Source organism: Providencia sp. PROV048 (assembly GCF_033688165.1).
Lineage (GTDB): Bacteria > Pseudomonadota > Gammaproteobacteria > Enterobacterales > Enterobacteriaceae > Providencia > Providencia hangzhouensis.
The window spans coordinates 1,152,078-1,171,502 of sequence record NZ_CP096360.1; the positions used below are offsets into that span (position 1 = coordinate 1,152,078).

9 protein-coding genes are annotated in these 19,425 nt (G+C 36.7%); 8 read left to right on the top strand and 1 reads right to left on the bottom strand.

What is annotated here, in order from left to right:
* The first annotated feature begins 153 nt into the window (after window positions 1-153).
* The 8 genes from dgt (at window position 154) to M1F26_RS04965 (ending at window position 18,172) form a co-directional block, all read left to right on the top strand.
* Window positions 154-1,680, top strand: a complete 1,527-nt coding sequence (gene dgt / locus M1F26_RS04930; RefSeq protein WP_140171254.1) for a dGTPase — start codon at window positions 154-156, stop codon at window positions 1,678-1,680.
* A gap of 175 nt (window positions 1,681-1,855) precedes the next feature.
* Window positions 1,856-3,187: a 23S rRNA (uracil(1939)-C(5))-methyltransferase RlmD gene (rlmD, locus tag M1F26_RS04935; RefSeq protein ID WP_140171252.1), complete on the top strand. Its 1,332-nt coding sequence runs from the start codon at window positions 1,856-1,858 to the stop codon at window positions 3,185-3,187.
* A gap of 16 nt (window positions 3,188-3,203) precedes the next feature.
* Window positions 3,204-5,435 carry a GTP diphosphokinase gene (relA, locus tag M1F26_RS04940; protein ID WP_140171250.1) on the top strand — a complete coding sequence of 744 codons (2,232 nt, stop codon included), beginning with the start codon at window positions 3,204-3,206 and terminating at the stop codon, window positions 5,433-5,435.
* 484 nt (window positions 5,436-5,919) lie between these two features.
* A complete protein-coding gene (mazG, locus tag M1F26_RS04945) occupies window positions 5,920-6,714 on the top strand; it encodes a nucleoside triphosphate pyrophosphohydrolase (RefSeq protein ID WP_140171249.1) in 795 nt (264 codons plus the stop codon).
* A gap of 574 nt (window positions 6,715-7,288) precedes the next feature.
* A complete protein-coding gene (gene pyrG, locus M1F26_RS04950) occupies window positions 7,289-8,926 on the top strand; it encodes a glutamine hydrolyzing CTP synthase (protein ID WP_004260455.1) in 1,638 nt (545 codons plus the stop codon).
* Window positions 8,927-8,991: 65 nt separating this feature from the next.
* Window positions 8,992-10,293: a phosphopyruvate hydratase gene (gene eno, locus M1F26_RS04955; protein WP_004260453.1), complete on the top strand. Its 1,302-nt coding sequence runs from the start codon at window positions 8,992-8,994 to the stop codon at window positions 10,291-10,293.
* A 211-nt stretch (window positions 10,294-10,504) separates the two neighbouring features.
* Window positions 10,505-16,393: a TcdA/TcdB pore-forming domain-containing protein gene (locus M1F26_RS04960; protein ID WP_180359479.1), complete on the top strand. Its 5,889-nt coding sequence runs from the start codon at window positions 10,505-10,507 to the stop codon at window positions 16,391-16,393.
* Between the two features lie 393 nt (window positions 16,394-16,786).
* A complete protein-coding gene (locus M1F26_RS04965) occupies window positions 16,787-18,172 on the top strand; it encodes an SLC13 family permease (RefSeq protein ID WP_140171245.1) in 1,386 nt (461 codons plus the stop codon).
* Between the two features lie 73 nt (window positions 18,173-18,245).
* On the opposite strand, the gene M1F26_RS04970 is transcribed toward M1F26_RS04965, so the two are convergent.
* On the bottom strand, window positions 18,246-19,181 hold the full coding sequence (locus tag M1F26_RS04970; RefSeq protein ID WP_112307166.1) for a filamentous hemagglutinin N-terminal domain-containing protein: 936 nt from the start codon (window positions 19,179-19,181) through the stop codon (window positions 18,246-18,248).
* Window positions 19,182-19,425: the final 244 nt, after the last annotated feature.

Here is a 19,425-nt window from a genome sequence, read left to right on the forward strand (position 1 = left end):
AGTGGGCTCGCAATTTTAATTGCAACAACTCGAATTTTGACAACGAAATTACAAAGATGCACGAAGTGTAACATTGAAAGGTGAGTCGTGAAGGTTTTTTCCTGTATTTAGGCTATATAATGAAACATCAATCGAAATAGGGAAGGTGGCAGAGTGGGTGAGATTAATTTTGTTAAGAAGCTACACTTTCAGCGTAACTACATGAGCAGTGCGAAAAACCAAAAAATTTCATCTAAAGATGAAGATGCGGTTAATCGCTTATTTGAAAGTGATCGTGGGCGGATTATCAATTCAGCAGCCATTCGCCGCTTACAACAAAAAACACAAGTTTTTCCCTTAGAGCAAAACGCAGCAGTGCGTAGCCGATTAACTCACTCACTAGAGGTTCAGCAGGTTGGCCGTTACATCAGTAAAACGGTTTTAGGTGAATTAAAAAAGAAAAAGTTACTGGAGCCCTATGGGTTAAATGAACGTTGTGATGCGTTTGAAAGCTTAGTCGAAATGGCTTGTTTAATGCATGATATCGGTAATCCACCATTTGGGCACTTTGGTGAGGCCGCAATTCAACGGTGGTTTACCAAGTTACTGTCGCCAAGTTACTTATATACACCCAATTCCCCTGACCCATGCCAAATACCGGCATTACAATTAACTGGAAATGAAAAGCAAGACTTATTCCGCCGTCAATTAAAGCAGGATTTATGCTCATTTGAAGGTAATGCGCAAGGGCTGCGCATGGCGCATCGTTTACTCAAACTAAACTTAACTTATGCACAAATTGGTTCTATCTTAAAATATACGCGTGGAGCTTATGATTTGGAGCCAATTCCTCCTGAGTTTGATTATTTGATGAAAAAACCAGGCTATTATTGGTCAGAGGTGGACTTTGTCAGTGAGTTAACCAAAAAACTCGATATGGAGAAATACTGCCGTTTCCCTCTGTCCTATATTATGGAAGCGGCTGATGATATTTCATATTGTATTGCTGATTTAGATGATGCCGCGGAAAAAGGCATTTTTACTGTTGAGCAGTTGATTGAGTACTTAAAAGCAGAGTGGGGTGATATTGAACAAAATGATTTGTTCGATCAAACTGTCATGCGAGCTTTCAATAATATCAGTGACAACCACACAAGGCGTATTCAGCAAGATCAGTTCTTTATGTATTTGCGCGTGAATATTACAGGGAAGTTGTCTCATTACAGTGCACTGCAGTTTATTAAACATCTGCCTGAAATTTATAATGGCACTTTTAACAGCGCTTTGTTAGAAGATAAAAGCCCAGAACATAGATTACTGAAAGTATTGAAAACAGTGGCTTTTAAACATGTATTTAACCACCATGAAGTTGAAGAGTTAGAGTTGCAAGGCTATCGAATTATCAGTGGGTTATTAGATTTTTATAGCCCATTACTGATGATGAATAGAAGGGATTTTGCTGAGCTCGTTGAAAAAAATTACCACAAGCACTTTTTCATTGAAACGAGATTGTTCCATAAATTATCTAATAAGCATCGCTTATCTTACACGGAAGCACTTGAGAAAATTTCTGCAACGAATGAAGCAGATAAATCTATTCTGGAGTTTTATTATCGAGCTCGTTTGATTCAAGACTATATTAGCGGTATGACAGACCACTATGCCTATGAAGAATATCGTAAATTTATGGTTAGTAACTAATATAATAATTGAATGGCATAATAAAAATGGAAAAGTAGTCAATCAAATGATAGGAAAAACAGGTATAATGGGACTGACCGTTTTTCTGGATTAATTAGCGAAAAAAACAACGCATTAAAATTGAAAATTCGGCAATCATGATTTTTATAACTTAATACTCTGTAGTGACTACTTTATGGCTCAATTTTACTCTCCTAATCGCCGTACCACTTCACGCCGTCAAATCACGGTTGTAGCTGATAGCCTCGATGCTGCTGGGCAAGGTGTTGCCCGTATCGAAGGAAAAACCATTTTTGTAACAGGTTTATTGCCTGGAGAAGAAGCACAAATTGAATTGACGGAAGAGAAGCGGCATTTTGCTAAAGGGAAGGTGACTAAACGCTTGAGCACGAGCCCACAAAGAGTAAAGCCTCGGTGCCGTTATTTTAATCAATGTGGGGGGTGTCAACAGCAACATGTTGACATTGCACTGCAAAGAGAAAGCAAAGCTCATGCCTTAGCTTACCTGATGCAGCGCGAAACATCGCTAGATATATCTGTTCCTACGGTGATTAGTGGTGAGCCATATGGTTACCGCCGTCGAGCTCGATTAGGGCTACAATATCAGCCTAAAAGTAAAAATGTCGTTATGGGGTTTCGTCAATCTCAATCTAACACATTGGTTGATATAAAAAATTGTCCTATCTTATCCCCAGATTTGGATATTTTATTAAAACCACTTTCTGAATGTATTAACCAGCTCAGTAATAAAGCGAAACTGGGGCATGTAGAACTTATTCGTGCAGACAATTGTAAAATTGTATTGATTCGCTACTTAACCCCTTTTTCGTTATCAGATACCCAAAAGTTAAGCGATTTTGAAAATCAGCACGGAGTGTCTATCTGGTTAGCGGGTAATGATGAAAACTTACAGGCTCTGTCACCAAATTCGCCACAACCTGAATATCAAGTTGCAGGGGAGTTACTAAAATTTAATCCGTTAAATTTTATTCAAGTGAACGGGCAAGTTAACCAGCAGATGGTAGAACAAGCTTTAGCATGGTTAGATCTAAACAGTGAAGATAGGGTATTAGATCTTTTTTGTGGAATGGGTAACTTTACGTTGCCAATTGCACGGTTAGTGAAATCCGTTGTGGGTGTTGAGGGTGTGGAAAATTTAGTCGAACAGGCACGAAACAATGCACAGCTCAATACTATTTGTAATGCGACATTCTATAATGAAAACTTAGAAGCCCAGATACACACACAACCTTGGGCGGTTCATGGCTTTAATAAAGTGTTATTAGACCCAGCTAGGGCTGGAGCCGCTGGCGTTATGGAACATTTAATTAAACTGATGCCAGAAAAAATTGTCTATGTTTCATGTAACCCCACAACATTGGCAAGAGATAGCAAAGCTTTACTCGATGGGGGCTATCAATTATTACAGTTGCGGATGCTAGATATGTTTCCGCAAACTAGCCATTTAGAGTCAATGGCGTTATTTATCCGTCGCCCAGAGGTTTAATAGGTAGGGAGAACATATGGTTGCAGTAAGAAGTGCGCATCTTACCCCAGCAGGTGAGTTTGCCCCAGAAAAGTGGGTTAACGGCCTGGGATTGAGCAATAAACAATCAGAAGAAAAGCTCATCCATACCTGGCAATATTGTCACGATAAATTAGCCGGACAAGAAATCGCCTCTCTGTTGCTGTGGCGCGGTATTGAAATGACCGAGATCCTATCGACATTAAGTATGGATATCGGCAGCTTACAAGCGGCTTTGCTTTTCCCCTTAGTGGAAGAAGGGAAGTTAGAAGAACAAGAAGTTATTGAGGAATTTGGCAAATCCATTCACGAACTTGTTAAAGGCGTGCTGGAAATGGATGCGATCCGCCAACTCAAAGCAACACAATCAAGCGAAACCAGCTCGACACAAGTTGATAATATTCGTCGTATGCTACTGTCAATGGTAGAGGATTTCCGCTGCGTTGTTATTAAGTTAGCGGAACGAATTGCTCATTTACGTGAAGTCAAAGATGCAACGGAAGATGAGCGCGTCTTAGCTGCAAAAGAGTGTTCAAATATTTATGCTCCTTTAGCAAATCGCCTAGGAATTGGGCAGTTAAAATGGGAGTTAGAAGACTTTTGTTTTCGTTATTTGCATCCCGATGAATATAAGAAAATTGCAAAGCTCCTCCATGAACGTCGTATTGACCGTGAAGAGTACATAGATACTTTCGTAACAACCTTACGTAAGTACATGTTAAAAGAGAATATTCAAGCAGATATCTATGGCCGACCTAAGCATATTTATAGTATTTGGCGTAAAATGCAGAAAAAATCATTGGCATTTGATGAACTGTTTGATGTGCGAGCGGTGCGTATTGTCGTTGAACGCTTGCAGGATTGTTACGCTGCATTAGGAATTGTTCATACCCATTTTCGCCACCTTCCTGATGAGTTTGATGACTATGTGGCGAATCCAAAGCCTAATGGTTATCAATCGATTCATACAGTAGTATTAGGGCCAAACGGCAAAACACTTGAAATTCAAATTCGTACCCGTCAAATGCATGAAGATGCAGAGCTGGGGGTTGCGGCGCATTGGAAATACAAAGAAGGCGCGACTGGTATTGGCAAAGGAAGTAGCTACGAAAACCGTATTGCGTGGTTACGTAAGCTGATTGCATGGCAAGAAGAAATGGCAGATTCTGGCGAAATGCTAGATGAAGTTCGTAGCCAAGTGTTTGATGACAGAGTGTATGTTTTTACCCCAAAAGGGGATGTGGTGGATTTGCCAGCAGGCTCGACGCCGCTTGATTTCGCTTATCACATTCACAGTGATGTCGGCCATCGTTGTATTGGTGCAAAAATAGGTGGGCGTATTGTTCCATTTAGCTATCAATTACAAATGGGTGACCAAATTGAAATTATCACTCAAAAGCATCCAAACCCAAGCCGTGACTGGTTAAATCCTAACTTAGGGTATGTAACAACCAGCCGTGGACGAGCCAAAATCCAAAATTGGTTCCGTAAACAAGATAGAGATAAAAACATTCTCGCAGGGCGCCAAATTCTTGATAGCGAATTATCGCAGCTTGATATCAGCCTCCGAGAGGCCGAAAAACTGCTAATCGCGCGCTATAATGTTCACTCATTGGATGAAGTTTTAGCCGGAATTGGTGGTGGTGATATTCGTATCAACCAATTAGTGAATTTCCTGCAAAGCAAATTTAACAAAGCCACCGCAGAAGAAGAAGACCGCGCGGCAATGAAGACATTAGAAAGTAAGTCTTCACTCCCAAGAGCACCATCCCATGGTAGTGGTCGAGTGGTGGTTGAAGGGGTTGGTAACCTAATGCACCATATTGCACGTTGTTGCCAGCCAATTCCAGGGGATGAAATTGTCGGTTTTATCACGAAAGGACGAGGTATTTCTATTCACAGTGCGGATTGCGAACAATTAGCTGAGCTGCAAAGTCATGCGCCAGAACGTGTGATAGATGCAGTTTGGGGAGAAAACTATTCCAGTGGTTATTCTCTCGTGGTTAGAGTTGTCGCCAATGACCGTAGTGGTCTACTACGTGATATCACGACAATATTAGCTAATGAGAAGGTTAATGTGCTTGGCGTCAGTAGCCGCAGCGATGTGAAGCAGCAATTAGCAACGATAGATATGACAATTGAGCTGTATAATATTGAGGTGCTGAGCCGGGTGTTAGCAAAATTAAATCAGTTGCCGGATGTTATTGAGGCAAAACGCCATTCCCAGTGATTTTCTTCATATTTTGAGTTGTAGGGGTGTTGGCTACACTTAGCTACTCGGGTCACATACTTATGTATGCTCCCCGAGATATCTTCGCTTGCCGCCTACCTACATCTCAAACTATTTTGAAAATCAGTACTGTTATATTGTCAGTGGTTTTCTTCATATTTTGAGTTGTAGCGTTGTTGGCTGCGTGCTCTCACCTTAGTCACATACTGATGTATGCTCCTACATTTTCTTCATATTTTGAGCTGCAGCGTTGTTGGCTGCGCGCTCTCACTCTAGTCACATACTGATGTATGTGACTAGGGGCTCGTTTACTTGCCGCCTAGCTGCAATTCAAACTATTTTGAAAATAATTTTTTGCAAATATTCAATAATCTTTTCTTTGTTTTTTCTTTTGTTGGGAAAAATTTGTTGATTTGCCTTTATATCTGGTAAGTTTGAGATAAAGATGACAATTAGAAACAAAAGAAAATCAAAGGTTAATACAATGAGTCAGGAAAAACCCGAAATCGAACGCTTATTATCCATTATGGCACAGCTGCGTGACCCACAAACAGGTTGCCCATGGGATAAAGTACAGACATTTAAAACTATTGCACCTTATACACTTGAAGAAACCTATGAAGTGCTTGATGCGATAGAACGTGAAGATTTTAACGACTTAAAAGGTGAGCTGGGCGACTTATTGTTCCAAGTGGTTTTCTATGCGCAAATGGCGAATGAAAAATCATTGTTTGATTTTAATGATATTTGCCAAGCAGTGAGCGATAAGCTTGAACATCGTCACCCACATATTTTTGATACAAATAACACATTGAGCAGCTCGGAAGTGATTGAGGGGTGGGAAAAACGAAAAGCAAAAGAGCGAGCTGAAAAATCGCAGTTTTCTGTGCTAGATGATATCCCGAATTCGCTCCCAGCACTAATGAAAGCCTATAAAATTCAAAAGCGTTGTGCTTCGGTCGGTTTTGACTGGGATACGCTAGGCCCTGTTGTGGGTAAGGTTCATGAAGAACTTGAAGAGGTGATGGAAGAAGCCACACAGGCGGTTGTTGACCAAACTCACCTAGAGGAAGAAATCGGCGATTTATTGTTTGCCGTAGTGAATTTATCTCGCCATTTAGGTCATAAACCTGAAATAGCGTTGCAAAAAGCTTGCAACAAATTTGAAGGCCGTTTTCGTCAAATCGAAAAAAGCCTAGCGGAAAGTGGCAAAACGACAGAAAGTGCTACACTTGATGAGATGGAAGGGCTTTGGCAGCAGGTTAAGAGTCAAGAATAAAATGGTTCGTCATATTTTGCACTATAGCGTTGTTGGCTATGTTCGGCTACTCAGGTCACATACTTGTGTATGCTCCCTGAGATATCCTCTCTTGCCGCCTAGCTGTAGCACGAACTATCTAGAGCATTAATTATATATAGAACGAAGCATCTACAGAAAAATTCGATATGTTCGATATGGTTGGTTTGTTCTAAAATCACCTCATGCAATGGCTCCAAACAAAGCTTCAAAAATAATATGGAGGTTGAAGTTTTCGAAGGTTAAATGTGGAGAGTTAGAGTAAATAGTTATTCAAAATCAAAGTTAGTGCAGAATCGCATTTTTTACACCATACAATGAGCTGAAAGGATTTAGCTTTTGTGTTTGAACTGTGTTAATCTATAAAAATAGATAAAGATGACTAATTTTGAAGCGATAAATATTTTTCGCTTTTAACTTGCTGATAATATTAGAGTATTGATGAAATTTAGCCTTATTATGCTTAGAACATTTGTAGCGAAATTAAGGTTCGGGTATACTGTTTTCCCGTCCTGTTATATCCATCATCTTTTAAACCTAAACTTTCAGGTTCAGCATGAAAACTAATTATATTTTTGTGACCGGCGGGGTCGTATCCTCACTGGGTAAAGGCATTGCCGCAGCCTCTTTGGCGGCTATACTCGAAGCCCGTGGACTCAATGTGACTATTATGAAACTGGATCCCTATATTAACGTAGATCCAGGCACTATGAGCCCAACCCAACACGGGGAAGTTTTCGTTACAGAAGACGGCGCTGAAACTGACTTAGATTTAGGTCACTATGAGCGTTTCATCCGTACTAAAATGACACGTCGTAATAACTTTACGACTGGGCGTGTTTACTCTGAAGTTCTGCGCAAAGAGCGCCGTGGCGACTATTTAGGCGCTACAATTCAAGTTATCCCTCATATCACTAATGAAATTAAAGACCGCATCATCCGTGGCGGTGAAGGCCATGACGTTGTTTTGGTTGAAGTTGGTGGTACAGTTGGTGATATCGAATCATTGCCATTCCTTGAAGCGATTCGTCAAATGGCAGCTGAAGTTGGCCGTGAACGCACATTATATTTGCACTTAACATTAGTGCCATACCTTGCAGCGGCTGGTGAAGTAAAAACTAAGCCAACTCAACATTCTGTGAAAGAATTACTGTCAATTGGTATTCAACCAGATGTGCTGATTTGTCGTTCAGACAGAGTGATCCCAGCAAATGAACGTGCAAAAATCGCATTGTTCTGTAATGTGCCAGAGAAAGCGGTTATTTCTCTCAAAGACGTTGATTCAATTTATAAAATCCCAGCCTTATTGAAATCACAAGGCTTGGATGAATACATCTGTAACCGTTTCCGCATTGATGCGCCAGAAGCTAATTTAGCTGAGTGGGAACAAGTTATTTACGAAGAAGCTAATCCTGCAGGTGAAGTCACCATTGGAATGGTGGGTAAATATGTCGAGTTACCAGATGCGTATAAATCTGTAATTGAAGCATTAAAACACGGCGGCTTGAAAAACCGTTTAACTGTGAACATCAAATTAATTGATTCACAAGATATTGAAACTCGAGGTGTTGAGTTACTAAAAGGTTTAGATGCTATTTTAGTACCAGGCGGCTTTGGTGAGCGTGGCGTTGAAGGGAAAATTCTGACCGCTCAATATGCACGTGAAAACAAGATCCCTTACTTAGGAATTTGTTTGGGTATGCAAGTCGCATTGATTGAATTTGCACGTAATGTTGCCAATATGGCAGATGCAAACTCAACAGAATTTAAAGCGGATTGTAAATTCCCTGTTGTTGCGCTGATTACTGAATGGCGCGACGAAGAGGGTAACCTTGAAGTACGTTCAGAAGAGAGCGATCTTGGTGGAACAATGCGTGTTGGTGGCCAACCATGTCATTTAGTGAATGGTAGCCTTGTACGTGAAATGTATGGTTCAGAAACTATCATTGAACGTCACCGTCACCGTTATGAGGTGAATAATTTACTACTGAAACGTATTGAAGATGCGGGCCTAAAAATTGCAGGCCGTTCAGTGGATAATAAGCTGGTGGAAATTATTGAAAACCCTAATCATCCATGGTTTGTGGCTTGTCAGTTCCACCCAGAGTTCACCTCTACACCAAGAGATGGTCATCCGTTGTTTGCAGGTTTTGTTAAAGCCGCTGGTAAGTACCAGAAAGGTGAGTTGAAATAAGATATGGGGAAGTCGGCGCAGGTGCACCAACTTCCCAAAATTTAACTTGTACTGAGGAAAACCTAATGTCCAAAATTGTTAAAGTGATCGGTCGTGAAATCATTGACTCTCGTGGTAACCCAACTGTAGAAGCTGAAGTTCATTTAGAAGGTGGCTTTGTTGGTTTAGCTGCGGCACCATCAGGTGCGTCAACAGGTTCTCGTGAAGCTCTGGAACTGCGTGACGGTGATAAAGCACGTTTTCTGGGTAAAGGTGTTCTGAAAGCAGTTGCTGCTGTTAATGGTCCAATCGCAGAAGCGCTGATCGGTAAAGATGCTAAAGACCAAGCTAACATCGATAAAATCATGATTGACCTCGATGGCACTGAGAACAAATCTAAATTTGGTGCAAACGCAATTCTCGCTGTATCTTTAGCAAATGCTAAAGCAGCAGCAGCGGCGAAAGGTATGCCTCTGTATGAGCACATTTCTGACTTGAATGGTACTCACGGTCAATACTCTATGCCTCTGCCGATGATGAACATCATCAATGGTGGTGAGCATGCTGATAACAACGTTGATATCCAAGAATTCATGATCCAGCCTGTTGGCGCACCAACGCTGAAAGAAGCTGTCCGTATGGGCTCTGAGATCTTCCATCACTTAGCAAAAGTACTGAAATCTAAAGGTATGAATACAGCTGTAGGTGATGAAGGTGGTTATGCGCCTAACTTAGAATCAAACGCAGCAGCATTAGCAGCAATTAAAGAAGCAGTTGAGCAAGCTGGTTATGTGTTAGGTAAAGACGTAACACTGGCGATGGACTGTGCAGCATCTGAGTTCTATAACGCAGAAACCGGTAATTATGAGCTGAAAGGCGAAGGCAAAACCTTCACTTCACAAGAGTTCACACATTATTTAGAAGAACTGACTAAACAGTACCCAATCGTATCTATCGAAGATGGTCTGAACGAGTCTGACTGGGATGGTTTCGCATACCAAACTAAAGTTCTTGGTGACAAAATCCAACTGGTTGGTGATGACCTGTTTGTAACTAATACTAAGATCCTAAAAGAAGGTATCGATAAAGGCATCGCTAACTCTATCCTGATCAAATTCAACCAAATTGGTTCTTTAACTGAAACTTTGGCTGCAATTAAAATGGCGAAAGATGCAGGCTATACAGCTGTTATCTCTCACCGTTCAGGTGAAACTGAAGATGCAACTATTGCAGATTTAGCAGTTGGTACAGCAGCAGGCCAAATCAAAACAGGTTCTATGAGCCGTTCTGACCGTGTTGCTAAATATAACCAATTGATTCGTATTGAAGAAGCATTAGGTAAAAATGCACCATTCAATGGCTTAAAAGAAGTTAAAGGCCAAGCATAATTATTTATTGCTTAGCAAGTTAATGAATAGGGAAGCTTAGGCTTCCCTTTTTTTGGGTTATTTATTGTATTAATGCAACAAATATAATTGAGTTTTTTTATAAAATTCAATCTGAATTTGTTTTTTGATTATGGTACTAAAGGAGATATTAATTTACAGTCATTATTCATTTTAGATAAATAATTAATTTTTATTCAAAGGAATGAATGCAATGACAGTAAAAAAATATACAGAAGTAATTGAAAAAATAAATGAAATCATCAATAAATATACGCTAGATACAAGCGAGTTAATTAAAATTGGCTCAACGGCAGAAAAAGGAGATATAACATTAACTAAATATGATAACTCACGATATGATATTAGTTATTATGATAGCGAGCAGCCTGATCCGTTTGTAATTAAAAGTTATTTACTCAATAATAATAATTATGATACAACTCATTTATATCCCTCCTATGTAGATATTCCTAAAAAACCATCAGATACGTTTCTCTTATTTACAGGTACTTTAAATAAAAATTCTATTATAGTTACCAATCATGATAAAGATCATTATCGAGTCTATAATGATTGCAGAATGAATAGTTCAATTTTATATGATGATGTTGTTATGTCTGCTGATTATCAAGATTATAAAATAAAAAATAGTACAAATGGTAATGCGACAGCATATATGCAGTTTGTAAATAATGATTGGCAATTAGTCGTACAAAAACAAGAGGTTAAAGATTTTAAAGGTGAAAGAAAATCATTTGCAATAGAAGGGGGAAATAGAATATTAAAATATATTCCTAATAATAAAATGGATAGTATAAATAAAAATAAATTTGAAAACACTCGGGAAAATATACATGTCAAAATATTGTCTATAGCAAAGAAATTCAATTGCTTATATGTGGATGAGAAAGGTAATAATATATTTGAAACGGAACGAAAACTAGATAGCGCTAAAGCATGGCATGAGTTTATTACATCTATAAGTATAAAAATAAATAATCATGTAAAAATGTTAAAAAATTTTCAAGAAGTATGGCAGAAACAACTTCAGGAACTAAATAGGAAGATAAATAAAACAATAGATGATAAAGTTAAAATAAAATCTTTAACACGAAAATTAGCACAAAGTGATATTCAAATTAGTCTTTATCATAATCATTATAATAGAATACTGCTTGAAGGGAACCAAATAGAAAGAAGTAAATTATGGTGGGAAATAAAAAAAAGTAAAGGCATGAACGCTGTTGTTAAAAATAAAGAACAATCAATATATGGCGGTATTAATGAATATAAGCAAACAATCAATGAGCGATATGAAAATTTAGTTTTTGTTCATAAAAATTCTAATAAACCTTCATTTAGAAATAGTTTTAGTGAGGGCATGAACGGTTTTTTAGAAGTCAATATATCAGGATTAAAGAAGAATATGACGTCAATAGAACTGAAAAAATTATATTTAACTCAAGACCTTAGTCCTATAGAACGAGGGGCTTTATATCAAAGAATTAATAATGTAGGTCATGCCGAATATATAAAATATATTTTGAATGAAACAGGAAAAGTTAGTGAATTGTTTTATTCACTAAACAGTCAAATTAATCGATTAATGCCACAAGATTTTTATTTAACCCTGATAGGGGATGATTCTCGGGGGCGTTGTTATCCTTTGGTTAGAGCTATGTCAGTTGCATTAGCAAAAAATGACCAAAAAGGCGCGGATACTTTATTTAATAAACTCTATATAGCATCAGCGAATCCTAAAGATAATGATTCAATATTAATAAAAACAGCATTGGAGCGATTACATTCGAATGTGGAAGCAATAGAGGCATCATTTTCTCATGGTAGAATTAATATCAAAGAGACACAGAATTTATTAGAGGCGAAGCAAAAAACAATGATGTTTGCTATTAATAGCCAAAATCACTCGATGCTTATTGGTAAAACTATAAATGATAAAAAATCACACTACTATTTTTATGACCCTAACTTCGGTTTGTTTTCGTTTAATAATAGTAAAGAACTATTTTCAGCATTTAAAAAATTTATGGTAGATAACAAAATGGCTGATTTTTACTCAGCCTTTGGGAGCAACAAAGATCCGGTTTTCGAAGTGATTTCGATTATTACCGATGATATGTCGAGTGTTCCTGTGGGGAGTGGGTTAAGTGTAACTCATTTAAGTGAGCCTATTTCACTGAGTTTAATTACTAAACGTGAAAGTAAAACTAGTAGTATCGTTAATAAACAACTTGCTATTCAAAGAGACATTCAATTGAAAGGAACATTGGCTATGTTAGAAGCCCAACAATGGGGATACCGTTTAGAAACTTCTCTTGCCAATTTATCAATGAACTATCAATTTAATAGAAAATGGGTGCCTATATTTTCTACACTGAAAGAGGATGAGAAAGGTAAATATCAACTTCAATTTATAGATTATGATGATCCTGAAAAAAGTCATTGGATTGAAATGGATGATCCGACAATTAAAGAATTTAATCATTACTATGAAAAGCAAGTAGCATTATTTAGGGAAAATTATTTTTTCGATGGTAAAAAAATAAAGCCCCAAAAATATATAGATAATAACAGTGAATATAATATCAATGAGCCATCGTTCGATGGATTAAATGCAGGAATAGCTATTCAGTCTTTGATGCTATGGTATTCAGATAAAAACCATAATAGAAACGGAATGAATAATGATAATTTTAACGTAGCATTAGCATTGAAAATACATAGTTATATTAATTATGGAATGATATTTCATGGAGCTATGAATGATTTAGCTAAAATTGTAGGTATAATTCGTAGTGGGTTAAATGAAAATATTAGCTATGAAGCTAAAAATATTAGTCTGTTTTCTACTTCATTAGCTCAAACAGTAAATGAAGGTGTTACTGTTTTATTTAATGGTACCTTAGTCGGCTTTGATATATATGAATTGACCTATGCAAAAGATGAACCTCATAAGATTATATTTAGTACACAACTTGCTTTTGACTCTGCAAGCTTTGTCACAGGAGGACTCAGTTTAGGAACCGGTGCTTTAGGAGTAACGGAAGCTTCAGTATTTATGGGGGGAGCTGGGGTTATTTTTGCTGGGTTAAGTATTGGTGTCACTGGTTTGGCGCGTAATTATGCAGTGATAGGAGAAGATGCTAAATCGGTAGGTAGATATTTCTATCAGTTAGACCAAGCATATAAAAATAACGGATATGATTACTTACCTGATAAAAGTATTGCTCTTCCGCGCGCTGGTGCAGTTTTTAAAACAATAGATCTCAGAAATAACCAAATTGAATTTGATAGCCAGTATATCTATAGGACTAGCGCACATTCTGCAGGGGGCGGACGGAAAAATTATATTTTTTGGGCGGGTAACTTCCCTACAATGGTACATGACCGTCAACAGGCAATTAATATTCGTAAAGGTATCGGATATAACATGAGTAGCCGACAGTATGGCTATTTAGATGCACAAATAATTGCCTTACCTATCACGCCAAAATCGTATATTAAATATGATTACAATTTATGGCCAGGAGCAACAACACGTCATGATAGTGGGTTTGATGTTATTCGACGTTTAGAAAATACAGATAAATTTGATTATGACTTTTATATATTCCCAAGTGAAAATACTATAACTCAGATATTCCATGAATATGTAGATACAGAAATCGAAATAAAGTTAAATAATCAATATAGACATTTGGTTATTCCAAAAATACCCAGTGAGTGGCATGGGAAAATTAAGCATTCGATAAGGGGGGATGGTGGGGTATATAAACTTAGCCCACAAATAGGCGCAGAGATAGAATTGATTGATGATTCAAATAAGGTATCGCCTTCTCATTGGATAATTAGTGGTGGATTATTAGATAAAGATGATATTATTGTTAGTTCTGACTGTATAAATATTGGTGGAGTAAAAATAAAAATAGACCAATCAGTATCAAAAAAAGATTTTTTATATATTAATAATAATAATGAAGTTTATAAAGTGGATTTTTTAAACTTAGATTTAAATTTAATTGGCGAAGATGGAAATAAGTGGGTCGGCCATAATGAAGAGTTATCTAATCATTTAAATAAATTAAATGAACAACATAAAATTATGGGGCAGTACGTATTAATTGAAAATTATGAGTATGGAAAAGTTAATGTAGGCAGGGCATTTTATCAGGTTTCTACAGGGAGATATATTTTCACTGATTCATTGGAACAATATACTAAAAATGCTGATCTATTTTCTTTGTTAGGGGCGGGTGCGTGTTTTTATTCAAAAGATAATAATCTATTGTGGTTAGTTGATAAGGATAATAAACTTCAGTGGAAATATATTATTAATAATAATTCTCAGCGGGGTTTTGAATTAACTAAGTTATGGGTTAGTAATGAAAATATTTATTTCTCATGTCGTTATCCTAGTGAAGGAGCCCATGAAGTCGCAAATTATATGATAAATGGAGATGAAATTATATTAGTTAGTGTTTCTATTGATGAACTGACTCATTATCAGTTATTTGAAGAAAAATCGGTCCTACCTAAGGATATTTCAGATGTGATTTTTGGTAAGTATCTGTTGTTAGTTGATAAAGTAAAAGATAAAAAAACAATATATAGTAAAAGTGTGAAGTTGGCTGATATCATCCAAATATCAGGAATTGATAAAAATAATAATATATATCATTATTGGTTAAGAGAAAGAGACGGTGTTATTATAAAGCCAAATGTTGCTTCATATAATCTTGCTCTCGATAACAAAGAATTATTTGAGCCTAAAGATTTAATGTTTGTTGGGTTTTTATTAAACAATGATGGGAAAGAAGTATTCTTTTTTTATAGTCATAAGGAAAAATTAATATATCGACAAGTTGGAGAGAACCCAAATTTCTTTCAAATAGAAAAGCAAGAAATCAAAAGGATAGAAGCCGAAAATATTGAGAGTGTTATATTCAGTCAAAGTAAAATTTTAATTATTAGTAATAATGGCATTGTGAGTCAAATTAACGCTCAAGGTAATATTCAACCTGTGGCACTAAATCAAAAGTGGTTTGATTCACATTCAACAAGATGGTGGGAAGATTTTGGTCAATTAGAGTCAAATCAAGGAGTATATGCTTTACTTGGATTAAAAATGAGTGATAATCAAGCTATTATTCCTGCTTGGTATGAAAATAAAAGTATTGTTATTGCATATCAATTATCATCAAAGAATACATTGCAATATTTAGGAATAGACGAGTACCGTTCAGCAGCAATTATTTTTGATATGGAAAATAAAAAACTTTATTGGCAACCAATTGTAAATGAAGCTGCTTTAGTTAAAGCTTTTGATAAAAATAATTTAAAAAATACTTTATCACTACCTTCAATGTATGAGATATACCCAAATATTAAATTTGATACAGTTAAAAAATTAAAAAATGGATTGTTAATGTATACAACTAATGATGAGATTTTATATTACAGTAAGGGAGAGAATAATTCAGATAGTAATAAAGAGGAATTCTCATCATCTTTATTAATTAACGGTGGAAATTCAAGGGATATAATCAACCCACCGGTTATCAATAATGTAAAAAATATTATATTAAGTGCGGGAGACAAAGAAGATAGCTATGTTATTTCTAGAACGGCGTGGCTACATTATCAAGCAATTATCATTGATAATAATGCGAGCGATCGTTTGACAGATACACTTGTTTTACCTGTTGACGATATGAACTCTCTAGCAGTGAATCGCCTAGGGGATGACCTTATTCTGACGGATATAAATACAAATAGCATACTTATTATTAGGCGGATATTTGCTGCTAATGCTCAAGGATATGAACACCTTCAATTGCGATTTTTAAATTCTAACGAAGATATTGGGGTGAAAACTATTGTAGATAATTATTTATTGACTGATGGGCTTATGGTTACTAATACACCAAATGAGTCTGATGAAGAAATACTGTTGGCTCATGACAATCAGCTAGCACAGCTTTCAGCAATGACATCATCATTAAATCATCGTGAAAGCATGATTATACATCAGGATATAATACAGCCTTCGTTGGTTACTGCGCCTGTTTTAGTGGGATAGAGCAGGTATGAATTAGTTAAGCTAGCTGGACTTTAACTGGCTAGCTTAATTAGTTGTCTAGTTTCATTGGTTGATATTTTAGTTTAAGTTTGTTTTTCATCTATTAATATCATTTATTTAGCTTTGGGTGGAATTAACTGCTGACTGATGTGTTGGCGTATTAGCGCAATTGTTCTGTCGATTGAAACTGTTAATTTATGCGGTTATTTGCCTACAAAATAGAACATTTTCCGGTAGAGATATTAAAAACACAAAAAATTGCGCGGGGTAGATCGCACTTTTAGCTTATCCACATTTTCATCTCAATAAATTAACTCTATATTTCACAGCTTATAAATAATTATTAACAATATGCGCTAAAAATAAACTTGCTTCCAAAGCTATGGAGTAAACATGGACGCTTCAGAATCTTTAACACCATCAGTGAGCCCAACCCCCTCGAATAAACGGGGATGGATAATCTTAGCTGTTGATATCGTACTCTTAATTTTATTACTAAAATATTTACCATTTGATGATAAAGCAAATGCAGGTCTTGCAATGATGGTTTTCATCGGTGTGCTTTGGTTAACTGAAGCTATCCATGTCACCATTACTGCACTGTGTATTCCGATCTTGGCGGTAGGCTTAGGGCTGATGAATACAGGGGATGCATTGAAATCATTTGCAAATCCGATTATTTTCTTATTCTTCGGTGGCTTTGCATTAGCGACGGCTTTACATATCCAAGGCCTTGATAGGCTAATTGCAAATCGCTTACTAATGGCAGCTCGAGGGCGCTTATCAGTCGCGGTATTATTGCTGTTTGGTGTAACAGCGTTACTTTCTATGTGGATTAGTAACACAGCAACAGCTGCAATGATGCTACCACTAGTATTAGGTATACTGTCTAATCTCGATGTACGTCATGAACGTAATACTTTCGTGTTTGTACTATTAGGTGTTGCTTATAGTGCAAGTATCGGTGGTTTAGGCACGATTATAGGTAGCCCTCCAAATGCGATTGCGGCAGCAGCTTTAGGTTTAGATTTCTTATCATGGATGAAATATGGTATTCCAATCATGGTGGTGTTACTACCAATGATGTTTGTATTGATGTACATGATGTTACGTCCAAACCTGAAACATCGTTTTCAAATTGAGTTAGAACACGTTGAGTGGAATGGCAAGCGTATTACAGCAATGACGATTTTCCTTTTAGCCGTAGTTTGTTGGATCACGAGTACGTTTATTAGTGATGCATTAGGTGGTGTAAAAGATTTAGATACAATCATTGCGATGAGTGCTGCGATTTTAATTGGTGTAACAGGTGTTGCTAGCTGGTCTCAAATTCAAAAAAATACCGAGTGGGGCGTATTGATGCTGTTTGGTGGTGGTTTAACACTCAGCGCAATTTTAAGTTCTTCTGGGGCAAGTAAGATCATGGCAGACTGGATGCAAATGACATTCGGTGAAAGTCACTGGTTTGTTATTATTCTAGCTGTTACTACCTTTATTATCATTTTGACTGAGTTTACCAGTAATACGGCGAGCGCAGCTTTATTAGTACCAATCTTTGCAACAGTTGCTGAAGCATTAGGTATGCCAGTCATTGTATTAACCATGATTATTGGGATTGGTGCATCTTGTGCGTTTATGTTGCCGGTTGCTACACCGCCAAATGCGATTGTATTCGGTTCCGGTTATATTAGGCAAATTGAAATGGTACGTGTTGGTGCGGTATTAAACGTGGCTTGTATCCTTGTGATTTCATTGTTTGCTTGGTTTATCTGGATGTAACTTAGGATCAATTCACTTTAACTTAACGGCCTCTTATTGAGGCCGTTATTTGTTGTTGTACGCTAAATTGAGATTATTGCGTTGTTTTAGCAATAAGAGCCTGTTGGTTTTTCCCTATTTTTATCACGCCCGTATCAGAAAAAGTAATGTCTGCGTCTCCGCGCACAGAGAAACTCATCGTGTTAATAAGCCCTTGAATATCTATTTTATTTTGTGGGCAAAGGAAATTATCTTTACAGTGATATTGGTGACTCTCAAGCACAATGTTACGACCTGTTAATTTAGTTTGCTCATCCATCTCTAAATGATTTCCTTGAATATAAGGAATGTCAGTTTTGAACTTTGTGCTGTACTTGACAACGCCTTCACTAGGAGAAAGGGTGCTATTACCCGATGCGCTGATATAATTTTGTATGGCAGAGTGGATATTAAGTGTATTTTGCAGCTTTATTTGGTCTGCAACGATATTTAATTTTGATAGTTGAATTGGAGTTCCTTGTTGCTGACTAATACTGATTTGGCTAGCAGGTTGAGTTGAAAACTTCAGTTGGTTATAGTCCTCCAATTTTTGGAGTTCAAGCTGGTTATCTTTCTCTTTGTTTTTAATATATTTTTTTTCGAATTTACCGGCAATTAAGGAGAGGCTATTAATATTATCAACGGCGCCGTCTTTCCATGAAATACCATTAGGATTTGCGATAACAAGGTTAGCACGTTGCCCTTTTATTCCTAATATCCCTTGTAAGTTGCTTGTTTCAGTCCCTGTTACTTCTGCAAAAATAAGCTTTGCTGCCTTATTATTAAGCTTAGTATTACTGTTAATATCATTATTAAAAATTAAGCCATCGTCATTAGATGAGAGACTTTCGAAGGTATTAAACGAGATGTTATTTTTGAGAGGGGCTTCTATATTAATAACTTTTGCTTTTGTGATATCAGGGGCCTCGGCTAATGATGTGGTATGAAATAAAGTACAACTTAGTAGAGTGAATAATATGGTTTTCTTCATTGGTATTAGCTCCTTGCTGTAAAAATCCTTTTATGATTAAAAGTATAATGTATTTAGTCGTTTTTTATAATAATCAAAAATTAGTTTGGCTTAATAAAATATGATACGGTTAGCACTCAGGAAAAATCGGAAAAATGAAAAAATATAATGTAAGTAATTGTTATATTATGTTTTTGGCCGTTTGTGAATTTCATTTTCCTTGCTAATAAATTACTACTTGTTATGTTTTTAAGTTAAAAATAAA